The organism is Mycobacterium neglectum, assembly GCF_002591975.1.
GTDB classification, from domain to species: domain Bacteria; phylum Actinomycetota; class Actinomycetes; order Mycobacteriales; family Mycobacteriaceae; genus Mycobacterium; species Mycobacterium neglectum.
Genome location: NZ_NVQE01000002.1, coordinates 1 through 17873 on the forward strand (window position 1 = coordinate 1; position 17873 = coordinate 17873).

Annotated in this window: 17 protein-coding genes; 3 read left to right on the plus strand and 14 right to left on the minus strand. The window is 64.1% G+C overall.

Annotated elements, in window-relative coordinates; genetic code table 11:
• Positions 1-964: 964 nt before the first annotated feature.
• The 4 genes from CSQ99_RS01950 to CSQ99_RS01965 all read right to left on the minus strand — a co-directional run bounded on the left by CSQ99_RS01950 (position 965) and on the right by CSQ99_RS01965 (position 5059).
• Positions 965-1273: a DUF4189 domain-containing protein gene (locus tag CSQ99_RS01950; protein WP_342746661.1), complete on the minus strand. Its 309-nt coding sequence runs from the start codon at positions 1271-1273 to the stop codon at positions 965-967.
• A gap of 363 nt (positions 1274-1636) precedes the next feature.
• Positions 1637-2002, minus strand: a complete 366-nt coding sequence (locus CSQ99_RS01955) for a nuclear transport factor 2 family protein (RefSeq protein WP_099037369.1) — start codon at positions 2000-2002, stop codon at positions 1637-1639.
• A 163-nt stretch (positions 2003-2165) separates the two neighbouring features.
• Complete coding sequence (locus CSQ99_RS01960; protein ID WP_342746667.1) at positions 2166-3149, minus strand: methyltransferase; 984 nt, start codon at positions 3147-3149, stop codon at positions 2166-2168.
• 296 nt (positions 3150-3445) lie between these two features.
• Positions 3446-5059 (minus strand): cation:proton antiporter family protein, encoded by a 1614-nt coding sequence (locus CSQ99_RS01965; RefSeq protein ID WP_099037371.1) that lies wholly within the window; start codon positions 5057-5059, stop codon positions 3446-3448.
• Between the two features lie 215 nt (positions 5060-5274).
• On the opposite strand from CSQ99_RS01965, the gene CSQ99_RS01970 reads away from it, so the two are divergent.
• Positions 5275-5715 (plus strand): hypothetical protein, encoded by a 441-nt coding sequence (locus CSQ99_RS01970; RefSeq protein WP_099037372.1) that lies wholly within the window; start codon positions 5275-5277, stop codon positions 5713-5715.
• A 13-nt stretch (positions 5716-5728) separates the two neighbouring features.
• Here CSQ99_RS01970 and CSQ99_RS01975 read toward each other — a convergent pair whose 3' ends face one another.
• From CSQ99_RS01975 to CSQ99_RS02010, 8 genes are all read right to left on the minus strand, one after another.
• Complete coding sequence (locus CSQ99_RS01975) at positions 5729-7186, minus strand: flavin-containing monooxygenase (RefSeq protein ID WP_099037373.1); 1458 nt, start codon at positions 7184-7186, stop codon at positions 5729-5731.
• Between the two features lie 37 nt (positions 7187-7223).
• Positions 7224-9011 carry a flavin-containing monooxygenase gene (locus tag CSQ99_RS01980; RefSeq protein WP_099037374.1) on the minus strand — a complete coding sequence of 596 codons (1788 nt, stop codon included), beginning with the start codon at positions 9009-9011 and terminating at the stop codon, positions 7224-7226.
• Positions 9012-9028: 17 nt separating this feature from the next.
• On the minus strand, positions 9029-11383 hold the full coding sequence (locus CSQ99_RS01985; protein WP_099037375.1) for an ATP-binding cassette domain-containing protein: 2355 nt from the start codon (positions 11381-11383) through the stop codon (positions 9029-9031).
• Positions 11384-11794: a VOC family protein gene (locus CSQ99_RS01990; RefSeq protein ID WP_099037376.1), complete on the minus strand. Its 411-nt coding sequence runs from the start codon at positions 11792-11794 to the stop codon at positions 11384-11386.
• A 5-nt stretch (positions 11795-11799) separates the two neighbouring features.
• Positions 11800-12249, minus strand: coding sequence for a helix-turn-helix transcriptional regulator (locus tag CSQ99_RS01995; protein WP_099037377.1), 450 nt, complete (start codon positions 12247-12249; stop codon positions 11800-11802).
• Between the two features lie 43 nt (positions 12250-12292).
• Positions 12293-13111 carry an acyl-CoA thioesterase domain-containing protein gene (locus tag CSQ99_RS02000; protein WP_099037378.1) on the minus strand — a complete coding sequence of 273 codons (819 nt, stop codon included), beginning with the start codon at positions 13109-13111 and terminating at the stop codon, positions 12293-12295.
• A 33-nt stretch (positions 13112-13144) separates the two neighbouring features.
• Entirely contained in the window at positions 13145-13672 is a 528-nt protein-coding gene (locus CSQ99_RS02005) for a phosphate-starvation-inducible PsiE family protein (protein WP_099037379.1), read from the minus strand.
• 71 nt (positions 13673-13743) lie between these two features.
• Positions 13744-14358: a class I SAM-dependent methyltransferase gene (locus CSQ99_RS02010; protein ID WP_099037380.1), complete on the minus strand. Its 615-nt coding sequence runs from the start codon at positions 14356-14358 to the stop codon at positions 13744-13746.
• Positions 14359-14406: 48 nt separating this feature from the next.
• On the opposite strand from CSQ99_RS02010, the gene CSQ99_RS02015 reads away from it, so the two are divergent.
• A complete protein-coding gene (locus CSQ99_RS02015) occupies positions 14407-14844 on the plus strand; it encodes a MerR family transcriptional regulator (RefSeq protein WP_099037381.1) in 438 nt (145 codons plus the stop codon).
• On the opposite strand, the gene CSQ99_RS02020 is transcribed toward CSQ99_RS02015, so the two are convergent.
• Entirely contained in the window at positions 14805-15527 is a 723-nt protein-coding gene (locus CSQ99_RS02020) for a YwaF family protein (RefSeq protein WP_342746668.1), read from the minus strand. The genes CSQ99_RS02015 and CSQ99_RS02020 overlap by 40 nt on opposite strands.
• Before the next feature lie 78 nt (positions 15528-15605).
• On the opposite strand from CSQ99_RS02020, the gene CSQ99_RS02025 reads away from it, so the two are divergent.
• Complete coding sequence (locus CSQ99_RS02025; RefSeq protein ID WP_099037383.1) at positions 15606-16481, plus strand: alpha/beta fold hydrolase; 876 nt, start codon at positions 15606-15608, stop codon at positions 16479-16481.
• Here CSQ99_RS02025 and CSQ99_RS02030 read toward each other — a convergent pair.
• Entirely contained in the window at positions 16445-17839 is a 1395-nt protein-coding gene (locus tag CSQ99_RS02030; RefSeq protein ID WP_099037384.1) for a purine-cytosine permease family protein, read from the minus strand. The two genes, CSQ99_RS02025 and CSQ99_RS02030, sit on opposite strands and share 37 nt — an antisense overlap.
• Between the last annotated feature and the right edge of the window lie 34 nt (positions 17840-17873).

Sequence of the window (17873 nt, forward strand, 5' to 3'; positions counted from 1 at the left end):
TTCGGTCATCGCAGGTGAGACTACGGCCGGGGTACGACATTAGCCGCCAGATTCACTGAGATATGCGTGACACACCGAAAACCGCCAGGTCAAATGCGAAACCCGCCAGATATACCGAGACAGGACAGCAATTTGGGTGCCGCATGATTCATCAGATGAAAACGGCGACGTTAACTTGACATAATGTGGCTTATCGGCACTTTGTCGACCAGGCTGAACCCCGTGAAGTGCACGAACCCCGGGAACAGACGGGCGCCCGCACTCTGTGACGGCTTGGGCTATCGACCGCGCCGCGGGACCTGGCGTACGCGCAAGTCGCGTCATCGGTCCTAGGTTCATACTCCCAATCCGGCGAGTCTGCGACGAAACCCTGCGTATGTCTCCGTCGACCGGCTTTGGCGTCAGCATTGGCCACTCTTCCCTTCCCGTCCGTGCCGTCTCAATTTGTCACAGTGACGAATTAGTCTGTGACACATGCGCACTGGGGTTACGCTTTTGGCTGGTGGCCGGCCATTCACCGATGTGCACACGACCGATTCTTGCGCTCGACGGATTCGCCAACGCCGAGTCTGTTCGGGTGTTCCGCCCCCAAGGTCGCGGGCTCCCCTTCTCCCTGCACCCCGCCCCAATGCGTCACAGTGACGAATTATCCTGTGGCCAACGGCATTTGAGTTATCGCATCCCGCTTACCAGCTCAGGATGACGCCGCTTCGGCCTCGGTTAGGCCACCCTTGGCCCGGCTGGGGGGCACGTGTCGTCGGCACTGCCTTGATCGACACGCTCCCACTGGTCTCGCACCGGACGAAACTGCCGGCATCGTGACAGGTTTGCCGTGCGTCTGCGATGGGAGCCGAAATCAGCGACGCCGCAATCACGCCCACCAACAGCACCGAACTCTTTCCGCGCTTGGCCATTTGGCCGACCCCTCTCACCGGGACTTGGTCTGTCATTCGGACCGGGCTCGTCACGGGCACGCCGATGCGAGAATCCGGGCGTTCGGATCCAGCGGCGCATTGGCCTCCTGGGCATGCCGGAACGCATCATCACGGGCGGTCTCCACCGTCGGACCGGCACCGCCTGCCACGACCCCGCTGCCGTCATCGCCGACGGATACGATGCACAAATTGTCGTTGGTCACCTCGTCGCGGCTGCAATCCAGGGCGCCGGCCTGCTGACACGCCGCGATCACGGCCGCCGACGCCGCCTCATTGGTCGGCCCGGTCGCGCTGAATCCGACCAGTGCCACGTCGAGCACACCGGAGCCTACGGCCACGGAGATATCACCATCAGGCTCAACCACACCGCCCGGTCCGTCGGCCCAGGCCGAGCCGGCCCAAACGACCGCGGCGAGTACGCCCGTTGCGAAAACCGCGGTATACCTGGCGAAAGCAACCATTCCGACCCTCTCGTAAGACCCGATGTGCGGGACGCTCGATAGCGTAAACCCTGCTGGTTGGCATTACGCGCAGAAGACGTCGATCCGCGCATGGACTGAAGGCCGAATGTGGTTACGACGTGCTCGGCCACGGGCTATCCAGATTTACGGATCGAGCACCTCAGCCGCCACCCGTACCGACAGCGGCAGGAAGGTTTGGCAACCGCCTATCGATATGACATGCGTATTCGCGAACCGGCGTCACACCTCGGCGTGGAGCGGCGCGATGTCGACATAGATGCGCCAGTCTCGCACCAGATCACCGTCGTAGGTCAGGATGTCGGAATTCGGAACGGTCACAGAGTGCCCGTCGATGCGGAGGTACTCGACGTCGATCTGAACGATCGTGGTGTCCTCCACATCCCACAGATTCTTGATGTGGTGATTCAAGCCTTTGATCGTCGAGAAGAACTGTCCGACAAACTCTTTAACGGCCGATCGTCCGACGACAGGCTCAGCATTACCGAACTGAAACACTACATCTTCGGACAGGCGCCCCACAAAACCGTCGACATCCATCGCGTCGATGTCAGCGAACGTTGCGCGGATAGCAGATTCGCGACTCATATATTCTCCCGTTCATCCACTTCACCGCGGTCGCGGCTAGATCAACGCTGCGGAGTCGGCTCGCAGCGTCTAGGTACTTGACGTCGCATCGTGCGTTTCATTCGCCCGATCACGATGTAGAGGGCCCCATTTCAGCGTCAGTGGGGCGCTCGGCCGCGTGAGTTCAGTCCCGAGTCGCTTCGAGAATTGAAAAGGGGCTGGCGGTCGCGACCACCCGGTCGAGGGTGAATCCCGCGGTGGCCAGCAGTTCGCGGTATTCGTATTCGGATCGTTCCTTGCCGGTCAGCATCCCTAGCATCGTAAGGTCGAGGGCCTTGATGAAGTGAGGTTCGTCGCCAGGGGGAACTACCCCTTCGATGAGCAACACACGTGCACCTTTGTCGGCGGCCGACGCGATAGCCGCGAGAATGCGCCGGCTTTCCTCGTCGCTCCAGTCGTGGAGGATAAAGCCAAGAACGTAGATGTCCGCTTTCGGCACTGCGGTGAAAAAGTCGCCGCCGATCCGTTCGATGCGGTCGGTGAGACCCGCAGCGGCGACACTGGATTCCGCGTTCGAGATAACGGTGGGTCGGTCGAATACGATGCCGCGCCGCGTGGGGTCGCCGTCTCGGTGCAGGAGCTCGATGAGCACACTGCCGTTGGATCCACCGATGTCGGCGACCACCCGGCCGGGTGGGAGCTGATAGCCATCGAACATGCCCGTACGCAAGGTCGACGTCAAGTTGGCCATTGCTTGGCTGAACAATGCTTCCCGTTCACTGTCCCGGGCGAGCCACTCGAAGAGTGGCTCGCCAAAGTACTTGTTGCAAGCGGGTTCACCGCTGCGGACGGTGTGAATCAGTTCGCTAAAAGGCAGGTAATGGGTTTCCATCCACAGCCGCGCAAAGGCGTGCAGCGATTGCGAGTGCGTCTCCGACAAGGTGGCGCCGATCGGGGTGATGCTGACGAGTTCGCCCTCTGTGCTAAAGACGCCAAGCGGCGCAAGGGTTCGCACGATTCGTGCCAATGCCTCTGGAGCGGCTTCTGTACGCGTCGCGAGTTCGGCGACTGTCTTGGGCCCGTCCTGTTCGAGGATCGTCGCCACTCCCAGCTTGGCCACCACGTAGACCGCCTGCGATATCTGAAAGCCCGTCATCAGTTGCATCATGGCGGCGGTGCTGGGTGCCAGATCCGCATTCTTGGAGCTCAATGTCGTAAACCCTTCCGTGAAGTTGCCATACCGGTGAACCTGTGATCGCGTCCACGGTCTTGATGGCTCGATCCCTACGTTGATATAGACGTGAGCGTCGGCAGATTCGTTCGCACGCGCGGTGACTGCACCCGCGAGGTCTCGTCGTAGTTGAACGAGATGACGTCGAGAAATGCCGGCGCGGGTTGGCGAGTCACTCACGCAGGTCGTTCTCCGGCACGTATCTTGCGCCGTAGGACTATTGGATCACCCAACTACTCGCTGGGCTCGTCGTCGGCCGGTTGAGCGCGTTCGGGTACGCCATTGCCCGCCACCTGATCGGCCAACTCCAAGCCCGCGCCGGCATAGACGTTGAACGCGATGTCGACACCGTGATCCCTCGCCCACTGCACCTCGTCGTCGTATCTGGCGACGGCGGCGACCTCACCGCTGAATCCCGACTCGCGCAGGCATGCGAGTGCGGTGACGTTGGCGCCGTGTCGTGGCATCGCGAGCACGGCGATGCGGACCGACTCGGAATGTCGTAGTTGGTGCCAGAAGTCCAGGTCGGTGGCATCACCTTCGATGACGCGTAGCCCTTCGGCTGCGAGTCGCTCGACGCGTGGCCCGTCGTAGTCGACACCGACGACCCGTAGTCCGTAGTGATCGGTCATTCGTTGGTAGGCGGCGAACCCGACGCGGCCCATACCGATCACCACGACCTCGGCGTCGCCGGCGTCGGCTGGCCGTTCCTCCGGGACAAGGGCATTTTCGTCCTGAGCGGGTAGCCGGGTCGCGATCTTCTCCACCATCAGGTGTCCGCGTCCGTTTACGAATGCCGCGAGTACGAAACTCAGCGCCACCGCTATCGACATCTCCACGAGCCAGGCTTGGGCCAGCAGTCCGGCCGAGACGCCGACCGACACCACGATCAATCCGAATTCTGAGTAGTTCATCAGGCCGAGTCCGGCGAGCAATGCGGTGCGATACCGCAGCTTCATGCGCGACAGCAACAGCACGTACCACGCCGCCTTGAACGGCAGGAGCAGCACCATCAGCAGCGCGACGCCGATCGTCGGCAGGTCGGGTAGTCCGGTCAGGCCGATCGATACGAAGAAGCCGACGAGCAGCAGTTCCTTGATGTGGAACAGCGAGCGTGACAGCTCGGAGGAAGCCGAGTGCGACGCCAGCAGCACACCGATGATCAGAGCGCCGAGGTCACCCTTGAGCCCGACCGCGGAGAACAACGCATATCCGGGTACCAACGCCATCACGATCCCGAACAGCGACTGCATCTCCCCGTGTCCCAGGCGACTCCAGATCTTGCGCACGAATCGGGTCAGCGGCCACAGGCCGACCAACGTCAGCGCCCAAGGGCTGGGCAGATGACCGCTGGTCGCAGTCAGGAAAACCACGGCGACGATGTCCTGCATGACCAGGATGCCGATGGCGACGCGGCCATACAGCGCGTGCGATTCGCCCCGTTCCTCGAGAACCTTGACCACGAAGACGGTGCTGGAGAACGACAGCGCGAAGGCGAGCAAGGCGATCGTTTGCACACTCTGCCCGGACAGCATGGCCACTCCGGCCACCGCGGCCAGCCACAGGGTGATGCTCCCGAGAACAACGCTGACCAGCATGTGCACGGAGGTGGTCAACCAGACTTCGCGGCGCAGCAGGATGCGGGCGTCGAGCTTGAGGCCGATTGCGAAGAGCAACAGTGTCACGCCCAAATCTGCCAGCACTTCCAGTTGCGGTATGTCCTCGACATTGAGGGCGTTGATGACGAACCCCGCCGCCAGGAACCCCACCAGAGGCGGCAGGCGCAGCGCCATCGCAAGGCCGCCGAGACCGAAAGTGATGACGAGATAGATGGCGACTACTGTCACGCGCGCCCCCTTGATCTAGGTGTCGGTGGTGCTGAAGTTCTCCAAGTATCCCGGCAAACGTCTGAATTCTCTGCGCACTGCCAACGCCTGGTGCCTTGAGGACGAAAGACGCCGAAGAGGCTCGGCATCACTCCCCCTCAATGGCGTTGCGCTGCAACGGGCAGCTGATTGACCAAAGGGCAGACAGTCCAATGAACGTGCGGCACAGTTGATAGATGGCGAGCAAGGTTCCCAGCCCTAAAGACATCGTGGCTGCCGCGCAGGCGGCGGCGGACAGCGCGCAGGCTGCCGCGCGGGAGGCGGCCGAGACTGCGCAGTCCGCCGCCGGCGCAGCGCTGCGCATCCCGCCCGCGTCGATACAGCTCGCGAGTCAGTTGCCCGATCTGATCGAGAACCTGGCGATTGCGACGGAGCGGCTGAACACGGCGATCGATCGTGCCGAACGCTACCTCGCGCTCGCTGACCCGATGATCCGGACGATGGACGCGGTACTGCCGCAACTCGAAGCGCTCGTCGCTACCGGTAACGAGGTCTACGGCGCTGTGTCGTCGCTGCCGGGTGTCGCCACTCTGAGCCGACTCGCCACCCGTGGGTCGGCCGCGCCTGTCACCAAGAAGCCGTCGAGTGGCCGCCGCTCGAAGAAGACCGAGCAGTGACAGCGGTTTGCGCTCAGGTCCGATGGAGCCAGTCTCGTGACCGTATCCGCCACGTCGCCTTCGCGTAGTCGAATTCTGAGTGCGGCCACTGGGTGACGATCCGCCCGGTCGGCGATCGGTAGTAGCTGTCGCATTGCGTCCAGATCGTCTGCTCCAGATCTGCGGAAATCTGCTCATTGAACCGGGATTCGACTTCAGGTCGCAGGTCGAGGTAGCCGCCTCGCCCGGCCAACCGGCTTACCGCGCTGGCGACCATGCGGGCGCCTGCCTCGAGCACATAGATGATCGAGTTCGCGCCCTGGTTGGTGTTGGGTCCATACAACATGAAAAAGTTCGGAAAACCGCTCACGGCGACACCGAGGTAGGCCTGCGGATCCAGACCCCAACGGTCGTGGAGGCTTTCGCCGCCGAGCCCGACGACGTCGAGACCCGACAGGTAGCTGCTGGTCTCGAATCCCGTTGCGAGCACTAGCGCGTCGATGTCGACCACTCGACCGCCTGCGGTGATCACGGCTGTCGCGGTGACCCGTTCGATCGGATCTGTCACCAGTTCGACGTGCGGACGCTGCAGCGCCACATAGTATTTGTCGCCGAGCAGGACGCGCTTGCACCGGAACGGATACCGAGGGGTCAGCGCATCGCGCATTGCCTCGTCGGTGACGTGGCGCCGCAGAAAGTTCTCCGACAGCTCCTGAACCACCGCCATCCTCGGGTGGTCGGGCGTCAACGCGGTGTTGTCGTGCTGCATCTTCCACAGTCGCCACCGCTCCCGCAACGCGGCCCACGGGATCCGGCGGAATCGGGTGCGCTCGTCAGCGCTGTAGTGCCGATCCTCTTTGGGCACCATCCACGGAGGCGTGCGCTGGAAGACCGTCAGCTGCGCTGCGGTTTCGGCAAGTTCGGGGATGACCTGCACCCCGCTGGCCCCGGTACCGATGACGGCGATCCGCTTGCCGGTCAGGTCGATGTCCGCGTTCCACTGCGAGGTGTGCATGAGGTCGCCGGTGAACTCTGTAATGCCCACGATCTCGGGATACCTTGCGGCGCCGAACAACCCCACCGCGCTCACGATGACGTCCGCGACCAGCGTCCGACCGTCGGTGAGCTCGACGTCCCAGTGCGCATCGAGCTCGCTCCAGACGAGCCGCTGCACGCCGGTGCCCAGCATGAGGTGGCGGCGCAGGTCGAAGTCATCGGCCACCGACTCGAGGTACGACAGGATCTCGGGCTGATAGGCGTAGGTACGGGTCCAGTTGCGGTTCGGCGCGAACGAGAAGGAGTACAGGTGGCTCTGGATGTCGCAGGCCGCGCCCGGGTAGGTGTTCTGCCGCCAAGTGCCGCCGACACCGTCGGAGCGTTCGATGATCGACAGATCGTCGATACCCTTGCGGCGTAACGCGACCGCCGCGGCAAGTCCGCCGAAGCCGGCGCCGATGATCACTACCCGCGGTGACCCGCCACGGCGAGTCAGAGACCGAACACGACCGGTGAGGTATCGGCCGCGCCCCTCATCGAGGGATACCTGTGCGGATCTCGAACCCTTCCGGTGCGCCGTCCGCGCGGGACGCGTCGAGAATGTCGGCGTATTCGGTCGGGGTGCCGTAGAAGAAGCTGCCCTGACGCGTCTTCGCGTTCGCCTGTCCTTCGCGGTTGTAGTAGCCCGGTGTGCAGGCTTTGGCCCGTTCGGCGCTGGCTCCGGTCCGTGCGACCACCGTGTCGACCCACGACGACTCGGCGTCGACCGTCGCCTCCAGTTGCGTGACGTCGTTGCTCAGCGCCCACGCGATCACCTCCGCGCTGTGCCGCGCCTGCACGTCAAGGAGATACGGAAAATTCACGGTGAACCCGGACTGCGCGATGGACAGGATGAAGCAGTTCGGAAAGCCGTTGACGGTGAGGCCGTGCAGCGTTCGCACGCCGTCGCTCCACTTCTCGGTGAGTGTCACCGCGTCTCGCCCGATGATCTCGAAGCCGGTCCGCCGCGAGTAGTCGGTGCCGACCTCGAAACCGGTTGCGAAGATCAGACAGTCGATGTTGTGCTCCGTACCGTCGACGACCACACCGCCGCGGGTGATGCGCTCGACGCCCTTGCCTTTGGTGTCGACGAGAGTCACGTTGTCCCGGTTGAACGTCTGCAGATAGTCGTCGTGGAAGCAGGGGCGCTTACAGAAGTACCCGTACCAGGGTTTGAGCGCTTCGGCCGTCGCGGGATCGGCCACGATCGAATCGACGCGGGTCCGAATCTCTTCCATCTTGGCGAAGTCGGCCATTTCCACTGCACGTAGGCGCTCTTCGTCGGACACCCCCTCGACCGCGGTCTGCCGCATCAGGAAGAGCTTCTTGACGATGCTGGTCCATGCGTCGTCGACGAGGTCCTCGTCGGCTTCGCCGCCCGCCGTGAGCAGCTGGAAATTCTCTATCCGGCGACGCTGCCATCCGTCCGGTAGCGACTCCGACCATGTCGGATCGGTCGGTCGGTTCCCGCGTACATCGACGGTCGACGGCGTGCGTTGGAAGACGAGTAGCTGCTGGACCGCCTTCGCGATGTGGGGCACGCATTGGATGGCGGTGGCGCCGGTTCCGATGATCCCGACTCGCTTGTCCGCCAGCTTCCCGAGATCAGAACCCGTGTAGTCGTAGTCCCACCGGCTGGTGTGAAACGTGTGCCCCTCGAAGGCCGTGATTCCTTCGATGCCCGGCAGTTTCGGCTTCTGCAGATAGCCGTTGGCCATCGCGACGAAGCGGGCGCGAATGGCGTCGCCGTGATGGGTCGCGATGATCCAGCGCTGAAGTTCGGCCTCCCAGCGGATCTCGTGGACCTCGGTCTGCAGGCAGATGTCGCGATACAGGTCGTAATGCTCGGCGATGCTCTTGCAGTGCGCGAGAATTTCGGGGCCCTTCGCGTACTTCTCGGTCGGGACGTAACCCAACTCCTCTAGCAGCGGCATGTACACGTACGACTCGACATCGCAGGCGATACCCGGATATCGATTCCAGTACCAGGTGCCGCCGACGTCGGCGGCCTTGTCGATCAGCCGGATGCTCTGTACGCCCAGTTCCCGGAGCCGGGCCCCGGTGAGAAGCCCGCCGAACCCGGCGCCGATGATCGCGACGTCGACGTCGTCGGTCAACGGCTCGCGGGTGAACTCCTCATCACTCCAGGGGTCGTTCGCGAAGTCAGCGAACACACCTGAGGTCTCGACGTACTGCGCGATGCCGTCGGGGCGCAGTCGGCGATCCCGTTCCTGCGCGTATTTCTGCCGCAGCGCATCTACGTCGAATTCCACGCCCGGCATCTTGCCGCGAATCCTAGTCAGGCGTCGACGTATTCCGCGAGATGTTCGCCGGTCAGGGTGGTTCGCTTGGCGACGAGGTCGGCAGGGGTTCCTTCGAACACGACTCGGCCGCCGTCGTGGCCCGCTCCCGGACCGAGGTCGATGATCCAGTCCGCATGTGCCATGACTGCCTGGTGGTGCTCGATCACGAGCACCGACTTCCCAGCATCGACCAGGCGGTCGAGCAGGCCTAGGAGCTCCTCGACGTCGGCGAGGTGCAGACCCGAGGTCGGCTCGTCGAGTACATAGATATCGCCCTTGTCGCCCATCTGGGACGCGAGTTTGAGCCGTTGCCGCTCACCGCCGGACAGCGTGGTCAGCGGCTGACCGAGCGACAGGTAGCCCAGCCCGACATCGGCGAGGCGCTCCAGAATCTTGCGCGCGGCCGGGGTGGCCGCGTCGCCCTCGCCGAAGAATTCAAGCGCGTGGGCCATCGACATCGCCAGTACCTCGGCGATGTTGCGACCGCCGAACGTGTACTCCAACACAGAGATTTGAAAACGCCTGCCCTCACACTCCTCGCAGGGCGATTCGACGGTGGCCATGACACCCAATTCGGTGAAGATGACTCCGGCCCCGTTGCAGGTTGGGCATGCGCCCTCGGAATTGGCACTGAACAGAGCCGGTTTCACCCCGTTGGCTTTCGCGAACGCCTTTCGGATCGGATCCAGCAGTCCGGTGTAGGTCGCCGGATTGCTGCGTCGTGAACCGCGGATCGGCGCCTGGTCGATCACCACGACGCCGTCGCGGCCGGCAACCGACCCGCTGATCAACGAGCTCTTGCCCGAACCCGCCACGCCGGTGATCACGCACAGCACGCCGAGCGGGATGTCGACGTCCACCTTTTGCAGATTGTGCGTTGACGCCCTGCGGACCTCCATGACCTCGGAGGATGTGCGCACCGAGTCCCGCAGCGCCGCGCGGTCGTCGAGGTGGCGGCCGGTGATGGTATCGCTCTTCCTCAACCCCTCGATCGTGCCTTCGTAGACGACCTGGCCGCCGTCGCCGCCGGCACCGGGACCAAGGTCGACGACGTGATCGGCGATGGCGATCACTTCAGGTTTGTGTTCCACGACCAAGACGGTGTTGCCCTTGTCGCGCAGTTGCAGCAGAAGGTCGTTCATGCGCGCGATGTCGTGGGGATGCAACCCGACCGTCGGCTCGTCGAAGACGTAAGTGACATCGGTGAGCGCCGATCCGAGATGTCGAATCATCTTGACGCGCTGGGCTTCACCGCCCGATAAGGTTCCGGCCGGGCGGGCCAGTGAGAGGTAACCCAGCCCGATCTCGACGAACGAGTCGAGGGTGTGCTGCAAGGACGCCACCAACGGTGCCACCGACTTGTCGGTGACACCGCCGATCCACTCGGCGACATCGCTGATCTGCATCGCGTAGACATCGGCGATGCTGTGGCCCGCGATCTTCGAGGATCGGGCCGTATCGGACAGCCGGGTCCCGTCGCACTCGGGGCACGTCGTGAACGTCACCGCCCGCTCTACGAAGGCACGGATGTGCGGCTGCATCGCTTCGACATCCTTGGCCAGGAAGGACTTCTTTATCTGCGGAATCAGCCCCAGGTAGGTCAGGTTCACCCCGTCGATCTTGAGTTTGGTCGCCTCCTTGTGGAGCAGCGCATCGAGTTCCTTCTTGGTGAACTCACTGATCGGCTTGTCTGGGTCGAAGAAGCCACAGCCGTTGAAGATTCGTCCGTACCAGCCCTCCATGCTGAACCCAGGAATGGTGAGCGCGCCCTCATTGAGCGACTTGCTGTCGTCGTACAGCGCGGTCAGATCGATGTCGTTGACCCTGCCGCGACCCTCACAGCGCGGGCACATACCGCCGACGATGTTGAAGTCACGGCGCTCCTTGACGGTGCGCCCGCCCTTCTCCATCGTGACGGCCCCGGCTCCGCTGATGGAGGCCACGTTGAACGAAAATGCTTGTGGTGAACCGATATGGGGCTTGCCGAGCCGGCTGAACAGGATCCGTAACATCGCACCGGTGTCGGTTGCGGTGCCGACCGTGGAGCGGGGGTCGGCACCCATACGCTGCTGATCCACGATGATCGCGGTCGTCAGGCCCTCGAGAACGTCGACGTCAGGCCGCGCCAACGTCGGCATGAAACCCTGAACGAAGGCGCTGTAGGTCTCGTTGATCAGCCGTTGCGATTCAGCGGCGATTGTGTCGAAGACCAACGAGCTCTTGCCCGAACCCGAGACTCCGGTGAATACCGTCAGCCGGCGCTTGGGCAGCGCGACGTCGACGTCCTTGAGATTGTTCTCGCGCGCGCCGTGCACGCGGATCAGGTCATGGCTGTCGGCGGCGTGACCCACTCAGCTCAGCTCCTGGATACGGATCATGTTGCCTGCCGGATCACGCAACGCGCAGTCGCGCACGCCGTAGGGCTGCTCTGTCGGCTCCTGAACGATGTCGGCGTCGCCGCCCTGAATACGCTCGAAGGTCGCGTCGAGGTCCTTGGTTGCGAGGTTGATCTGGGCGTAGGTGCCCTTGGCCATCATTTCGGCGATCAGGCGGCGTTCATCCTCGGTGAGGCCTGGCGTGGCGGTCGGCGGATACAGGACGACGTTGGTGTCCGGCTGGTTGGGAGGCCCGACCGTGATCCAGCGCATCTTTCCCTGGCCGACGTCGAGGCGGACTTCGAAGCCGAGAGTGTCGCGGTAGAACGCCAAGGAGGCATCCGGGTCCTCGTGCGGGAGCATGCTGGAGTTGATGGTGATGTCCATGGCGCTCACGTTATGTGCAGCGATACGGCAGGCGCTTCTCGATTCCTGATCGGTCTGGTGATCTGTTTCTCGACGCAGTGAGGTAGGCCTGCCGAAGCGCCGGACGTCTGTTCGCGATAGGTGCTGGGCGGTATGCCGACCAACTCGGTGAACCGGGTGCTGAACGTGCCCAGCGACGAGCAGCCGACGGCGAAGCAGACCTCGGTGACCGATATATCGCCGCGCCGCAGCAGGGCCATCGCCCGCTCGATGCGCCTGGTCATGAGATAGGAGTACGGCGACTCCCCGTAGGCGCTCTTGAACTGGCGCGACAGATGTCCAGCTGACATGTTCACCCCGCGCGCGAGCGCCTCGACATCCAGCGGCTCGGCGTATTCGCGGTCCATCCGGTCGCGGACCTTGCGCAGAAGCTTGAGGTCGCGCAGGCGCTGTTCTTCCACCGGCCCGCCCGTCATGTACGCGATCGTACAAAGCGTGACAATGGCGCTGGGGAACCGGCTATTCGTAGTTGACGCCGGTCGGCGGAAACGGCCTGTTCGCGAAGTCGATCTGCGCCGCCGGGTTGGCGACGGCAGTGGTCATCCCCGATCCGAACGCACCGGCCTGGTCGAACAGGGTTGCCGTCCCGACGGCGATTCCGTCTGACGCCCAGTGCGAGTCGGCCTGAATGCAGATCCAATCGTCAACCGGCAGCCGCGATAACGCGACGGTCAGGTCGCCGTTGATATAGCCGACGCCCTCGGTGCCCAGGTTCGTCACCAGGCTGGTCGCCTCGGCGACAATCGCGGCCCGTACGAACGGCGAGACCTTCTCCCCCGCAACCACATTGATGCCTCCGTAGTAGAAGCTCTTGCGTGAGGCGTTCTGATGCGCCGCGGGTGTGCGAGTCCAGCCCGCATCGCTACCGATGAACGGCATCGTCTGATCGTCCGGCGGTGGCGGCGACGGGTGCGGGATCGGCGCGGACCACAGCACGCCTGGTGGTGGCGACGACCGTCGGTAGGAGAGCAACGTCGCGCGCGCGACCGTACGGCCCTCCTGCACCACATCACATTCCGCACTGCGCACTCGCCGACCATCGCGCACCACGCGTGCGTCCACCGTCGTGAGCACCGACCGGGCCGCCCTCAGCAGGTCGACCGTAAGGCGAGTCGGCATGAAGTCCGGCGACCCGCAGAGGCTTTCGAGCACCTGTGCGGACAGGCCCACGACAGCGGGTCCGTTGAGATGATCATCGCCCCAGTGGCTCAGCGCAAAACGGGTCGGCATGAACCCGCCGTCCTCGGTTCGCGTGAAATGCGCAGGTTCCGTTGCCATTCGCGCATCCTCGCACAAGCGTCGCGACGCCCCTCAGCCAGAAGCGGCTTCCTCTTCATCGCGCGCTTCTTCTTCGGCCGGGTCGGCATCACTTCGTCGACGCTCACGCAACACGTATGCCGCTACGGCCAGTACCAGCACGGCTACGCCGAGCACCGCGACCTCGACGATCGCGCGCGAGAACTGTGGCCCGTCCTTGAGCAGCGTGGCGGCCTCTACGGACAACACCACGATCTCCTTGATACAGGCCAGAATTCCGACGATGAGGAACGGCTCCGCGACGATCTCACGGGACCGAAGGCACGAGCGGACGGCGTACAACAGCTCCACGAAAATGAAGATCAGCAGTAGACCGTCGAGCACCTCCAGCATGACAGTCTTGGCCGGTGCGCTCCGCAGGCCGAGCATCGTGTTGAACTGCGCGACGAGCAGCGCGATGGATCCGATGACGAGCACGACGGCGATCGCCCAGTACACGATGTCTTCGAGAAACCCGAGCGCGCGGTCGGCGAACCGCTGCCGTTCTTCCTCGTCGGCGTCGCCGCTTTTCGCCCTCGCCATGCACCACCTCCGGATCGTTGCCGGTTTACCTGTCCGTCAGTAGATACCCCCAGGTCGATCGCGCCAATCCCTCACCCTCGAGTGGCGCTCACCGACCACACCGCGCGGCGGCCCCGACCGTGCTGACCAACCGTCACGTCGACGAAGCCCGCGGTTCGGCATTGGGTGGCAAAGGATTCCGCCTGTTGCCCCGTCCACCCGTGGCTGGCCAGCCCCGTGGCACCCGGTTGAGTTCGGCGTTCGACGGCGAGCAAACGCCCGTTTCGCGTCAGAAGCCGGTGCGCCTCGCCGAGGCCCGCGCCGACGTCCTGCCAGTGGTGCACCGTGGCCAGCGACCAGAAAACCGTCGCCGATCCGTCCGGCAGCGGCACGCTTTCAGCGGTGCCCTCGACCCACCCGACGCCGGAGGCCCGGGTGAAGGTGCGGGCCAGCCGCAGCATCACCGGCGCTGGGTCGACGCCGGTCACCAGGGCACCACGACGCGCCGCTTCCCTCACCGCACCTCCGGGGCCGCACCCGATGTCGACAACCCGGTCGCCGGTCGCGACGTTGGTGAGCTGGCAGGCCAGTCGCGCATTGGCCCGCCCCATCCACAGCAGCATCAGGCCGACGATCGCCCCAGTCAGACCAGAAAAGCCCGGATGGTCGGCGTGATGGTTGACCGGCAGCGCCTTTGGTGCAGTCATGCATCCGAGCTTGCAGGTTCAAGTCGGCTTGAAGTCAAATGAAACGCAATGGACCTGATTCCGATCGGCGAAGCCGCGGCCCGGCTCGGGTTGTCCGCGTCCGCGCTGCGCTATTACGACGAACGCGGGTTGGTCCGGCCGCAGCAGCGACGGGCCGGCCGACGAATGTACGGCTCCGAAGACCTCCGCCGCTTGGCGTTCATCAAGATCTTTCATCAGCTCGGCGTCTCGCTCGACACGGCCGCCGCGGTCCTCGATGCGCCCGCTCCCCAGTGGCGCGAAATCGTTCGCGAACAAATCGATCAACTCGATGACGTGATCAGGCAGGCCCAAGGTGCACAACAGTTCCTCACCCACGCCCTGCAGTGTCCGACGGAGCATCCGGCCCGCGAATGCCCGACGATGACGGGCGCGCTGGACCGCCTTGTCGACGGCATGAGTGTGGCTCAGCTGGCCGACGAGCATTCGGACGGCCCGGTGGACTGACCTCCGCGCCCCCGTTCCCACGGCCAGGTCATGGCCGCCCATATCGCCGCCACGAGCACGGCCCCCACCAGCACGTACCACGGCCATGTCCCCATCACATCCAGCAATGACGGAGTGCCGGGTTTCGCATTGAGGAAGCCGTAATTGCTTCCGGCGATGCTGTTGAACGTCATGGTGACGACCACCCACGTCACCGTCACCGCCACGACGAACCGATAGCCGCGCCACCCGGGCCGCATACCCCGCCCCCAGGTGAGGTAGATGGCGGCCCAGACGACCAGCAGATGGATCGCCCAGAACCCGAGGAACTGATAGTGCGGAAAGTCGGGACCCCTCAGCACCGGCGAGATCAACGCCTGCACGCTGAGCACCAGGCCCCAGTAGTAGGTCAACACGTAGGCCCACTGCCGCTGCGACCACATGGCGTACGCGGTCACCATGGTCGCCAGATCGGTCAGATGCAGCGGCACCGACCACCGCAGATCGGGCGGGAACAGCGCGTTGACGAAAGCGGCCGCGTAGATCGCCGCCGTGATTGCGCCGACGACCCGGCCGAAGATGCGCGCCTGCCCCTCGGTCTGTCGTCGGCCGAGCCACACCACCACCACGGCTCCGGCGGCGAAGACGGCGAGCGCAGCCCAATGTGATGGGCCATACACCGAGAACCCGCCGTGTGCGTTGATCTCACAATTCTGACGCCAGCTTCACGTGCCACGCTTTCGGGTAGATAGTGACTGGACATCACGAGGGGACCAATTCAGGTGAGTGAGACGAAGTATCTCGAGCTGCACGGGGACCGGGTGGCCTACCAGGACGTCGGCACCGGCCCCGAAACGCTGCTGCTCATTCACGGAATGGCAGGCAGTTCAGCGACATGGCGGGCGGTGATCCCCCCGCTGTCCCGAAACTACCGCGTCGTAGCGCCCGACCTGCTCGGTCACGGGCAATCCGCGAAGCCGCGCGGGGACTACTCGCTGGGCGCGTTCGCGGTGTGGCTGCGAGACCTGCTCGACGAGTTGGAGGTGTCGCGGGCGACGATCATCGGCCAGTCGTTGGGCGGCGGTGTCGCCATGCAGTTCGTGTACCAACATCCCGACTTCTGCGAGCGGCTGATCCTCATCAGCAGCGGCGGCCTGGGACCGGACGTCGGCTGGACACTTCGCATGCTGTCTGCCCCGGGAGCCGAGCTGATCCTGCCGGTGATCGCGCCGCGCCCGGTGCTGACGGCAGGCAACAAAGTGCGCTCGTGGCTGTCCAGTGCCGGGATTCAGTCACCCCGCGGTGCCGAGATGTGGAGCGCCTATTCCTCGCTGGCCGATGGCGACACGCGGCAGGCCTTCCTGCGGACACTGCGTTCGGTCGTCGACCACCGCGGCCAGGCGGTGAGTGCCTTGAACCGACTGCACGTGACCGCCGAGATGCCGATGATGGTGATCTGGGGCGACCAGGACCGCATCATTCCCGTCGAGCATGGCCACGCCCTTCATGAAGCACGTGCGGGAAGCCGGCTGGAGGTACTCGCCGGCGTCGGTCATTTCCCCCATGTCGAAAGGCCGGCCGAGGTGGTGGATCTGATCGACGATTTCATCAACACCACGGGTCAGCCGGATTCACCGCGCCTGCGCACAAATCGGTAGCCGCCGTAGAGCGCGGCGGCGACCAAACCATTGACGTAGTAGGCGATGTCGGCGCCGTGCCACGCGACGGCGATCGATCCTTGGAGAATGGTCGTGTTCATGAAAGGGATCGCCGCGCCATACGCCACCACGAACACGACCACCGCGACGGCGGCATCGCGCTTGTCGGTCGGCTCCAGAGCCGGGTTGAGGGTCGCCCTGCCGCGAATACGCAACACCCAGTCGACCACGACGATCGCGACGAACGCGGGAATCCAGTAGCTCACGAGCAGTAAGACGTCCAGAAATCGCGTCGCGGTGTCTGCGGCATTCAGCCAGAGGATCAGCGCGAACGCCAAGACTATGACAATCACCGCAGACAGCGGCCGACGCACTTTGACCCCGATCGTCTGCAGTGCGAGTGACCCGCTGTAGTCGTTCATGACACCTGAACCGATCGACGCCATCGTGATGATGGCCAGCGCCAGCGCCCCCAGGAGCCCACCGCCCATCACCGTGCGGACACCTTCTGCGGTGTGCTCGCTCAGTACGTCGGCCGCTGCGATCCCTATGCCCTGAACGAAGGTGTACGACAACACGAGTCCGGCGACCGTGAAGCCGAACACCCGGCCCCTCGAGGAATCCGATGGTAGGTAGCGGCTGAAGTCGGCGGCGTAGCTCGCCCACGACACGGCAAGGCTGAACGCGATGGTCACCTCCAGCACGAATGCGCCGGCGAGATCGGCTCCTGATACCAGCGCCGGCGTGACAATCTGATGTCCGCCAACGAGTTTCACCGCGAAAACCACGAACGTCACGAAGAGCACAACACTGAGGACCGCCTGCACGCGGTGAATCAGCTCGTAGCCGAAGATCCCGACCGCGCCCTGTACCCCGAGCGCGATCAGCACTGCCAACCAGAATGGAACGCCGAGCAACGCCGCCAATGCCTCGCCGCCAAAGAGCCCGACCAATGCCGTCCACGCGATCGACGAAAGCCATTGCAGGACACCGGGAACTAAGACCGCCCCGCCGAACGCCATCCGCGAGTTCGGCAGCTGTCCCGTGCCCGTGCGCGGTCCCCATGTGGATAGGTAACCGACGATTATCGAGCCGAGAAACGTCCCGATCACCATCGCCAACAGGCCCAGCCAGAACCCCAGCCCGAGCACGATCGCAAGTGTGCCGCTGAACACCCCGGCCATGTTCACCTGTGGTGCGAACCACACCGTGAACAATCGGCCCGGTGTTCCGTACCGCTGATCCTCACCGATCGGTGCGATGCCGTGCGTCTCGACCGACAGATCGCCCGCCCGGGTGGGACGGCGCCCGCTGAAAATCGATTCGGTCAGCGCGCTTTTCGGTCCGTTGTCCGGCATGGGTCCATTCGATCACGACGGGTGGCCATCGGCC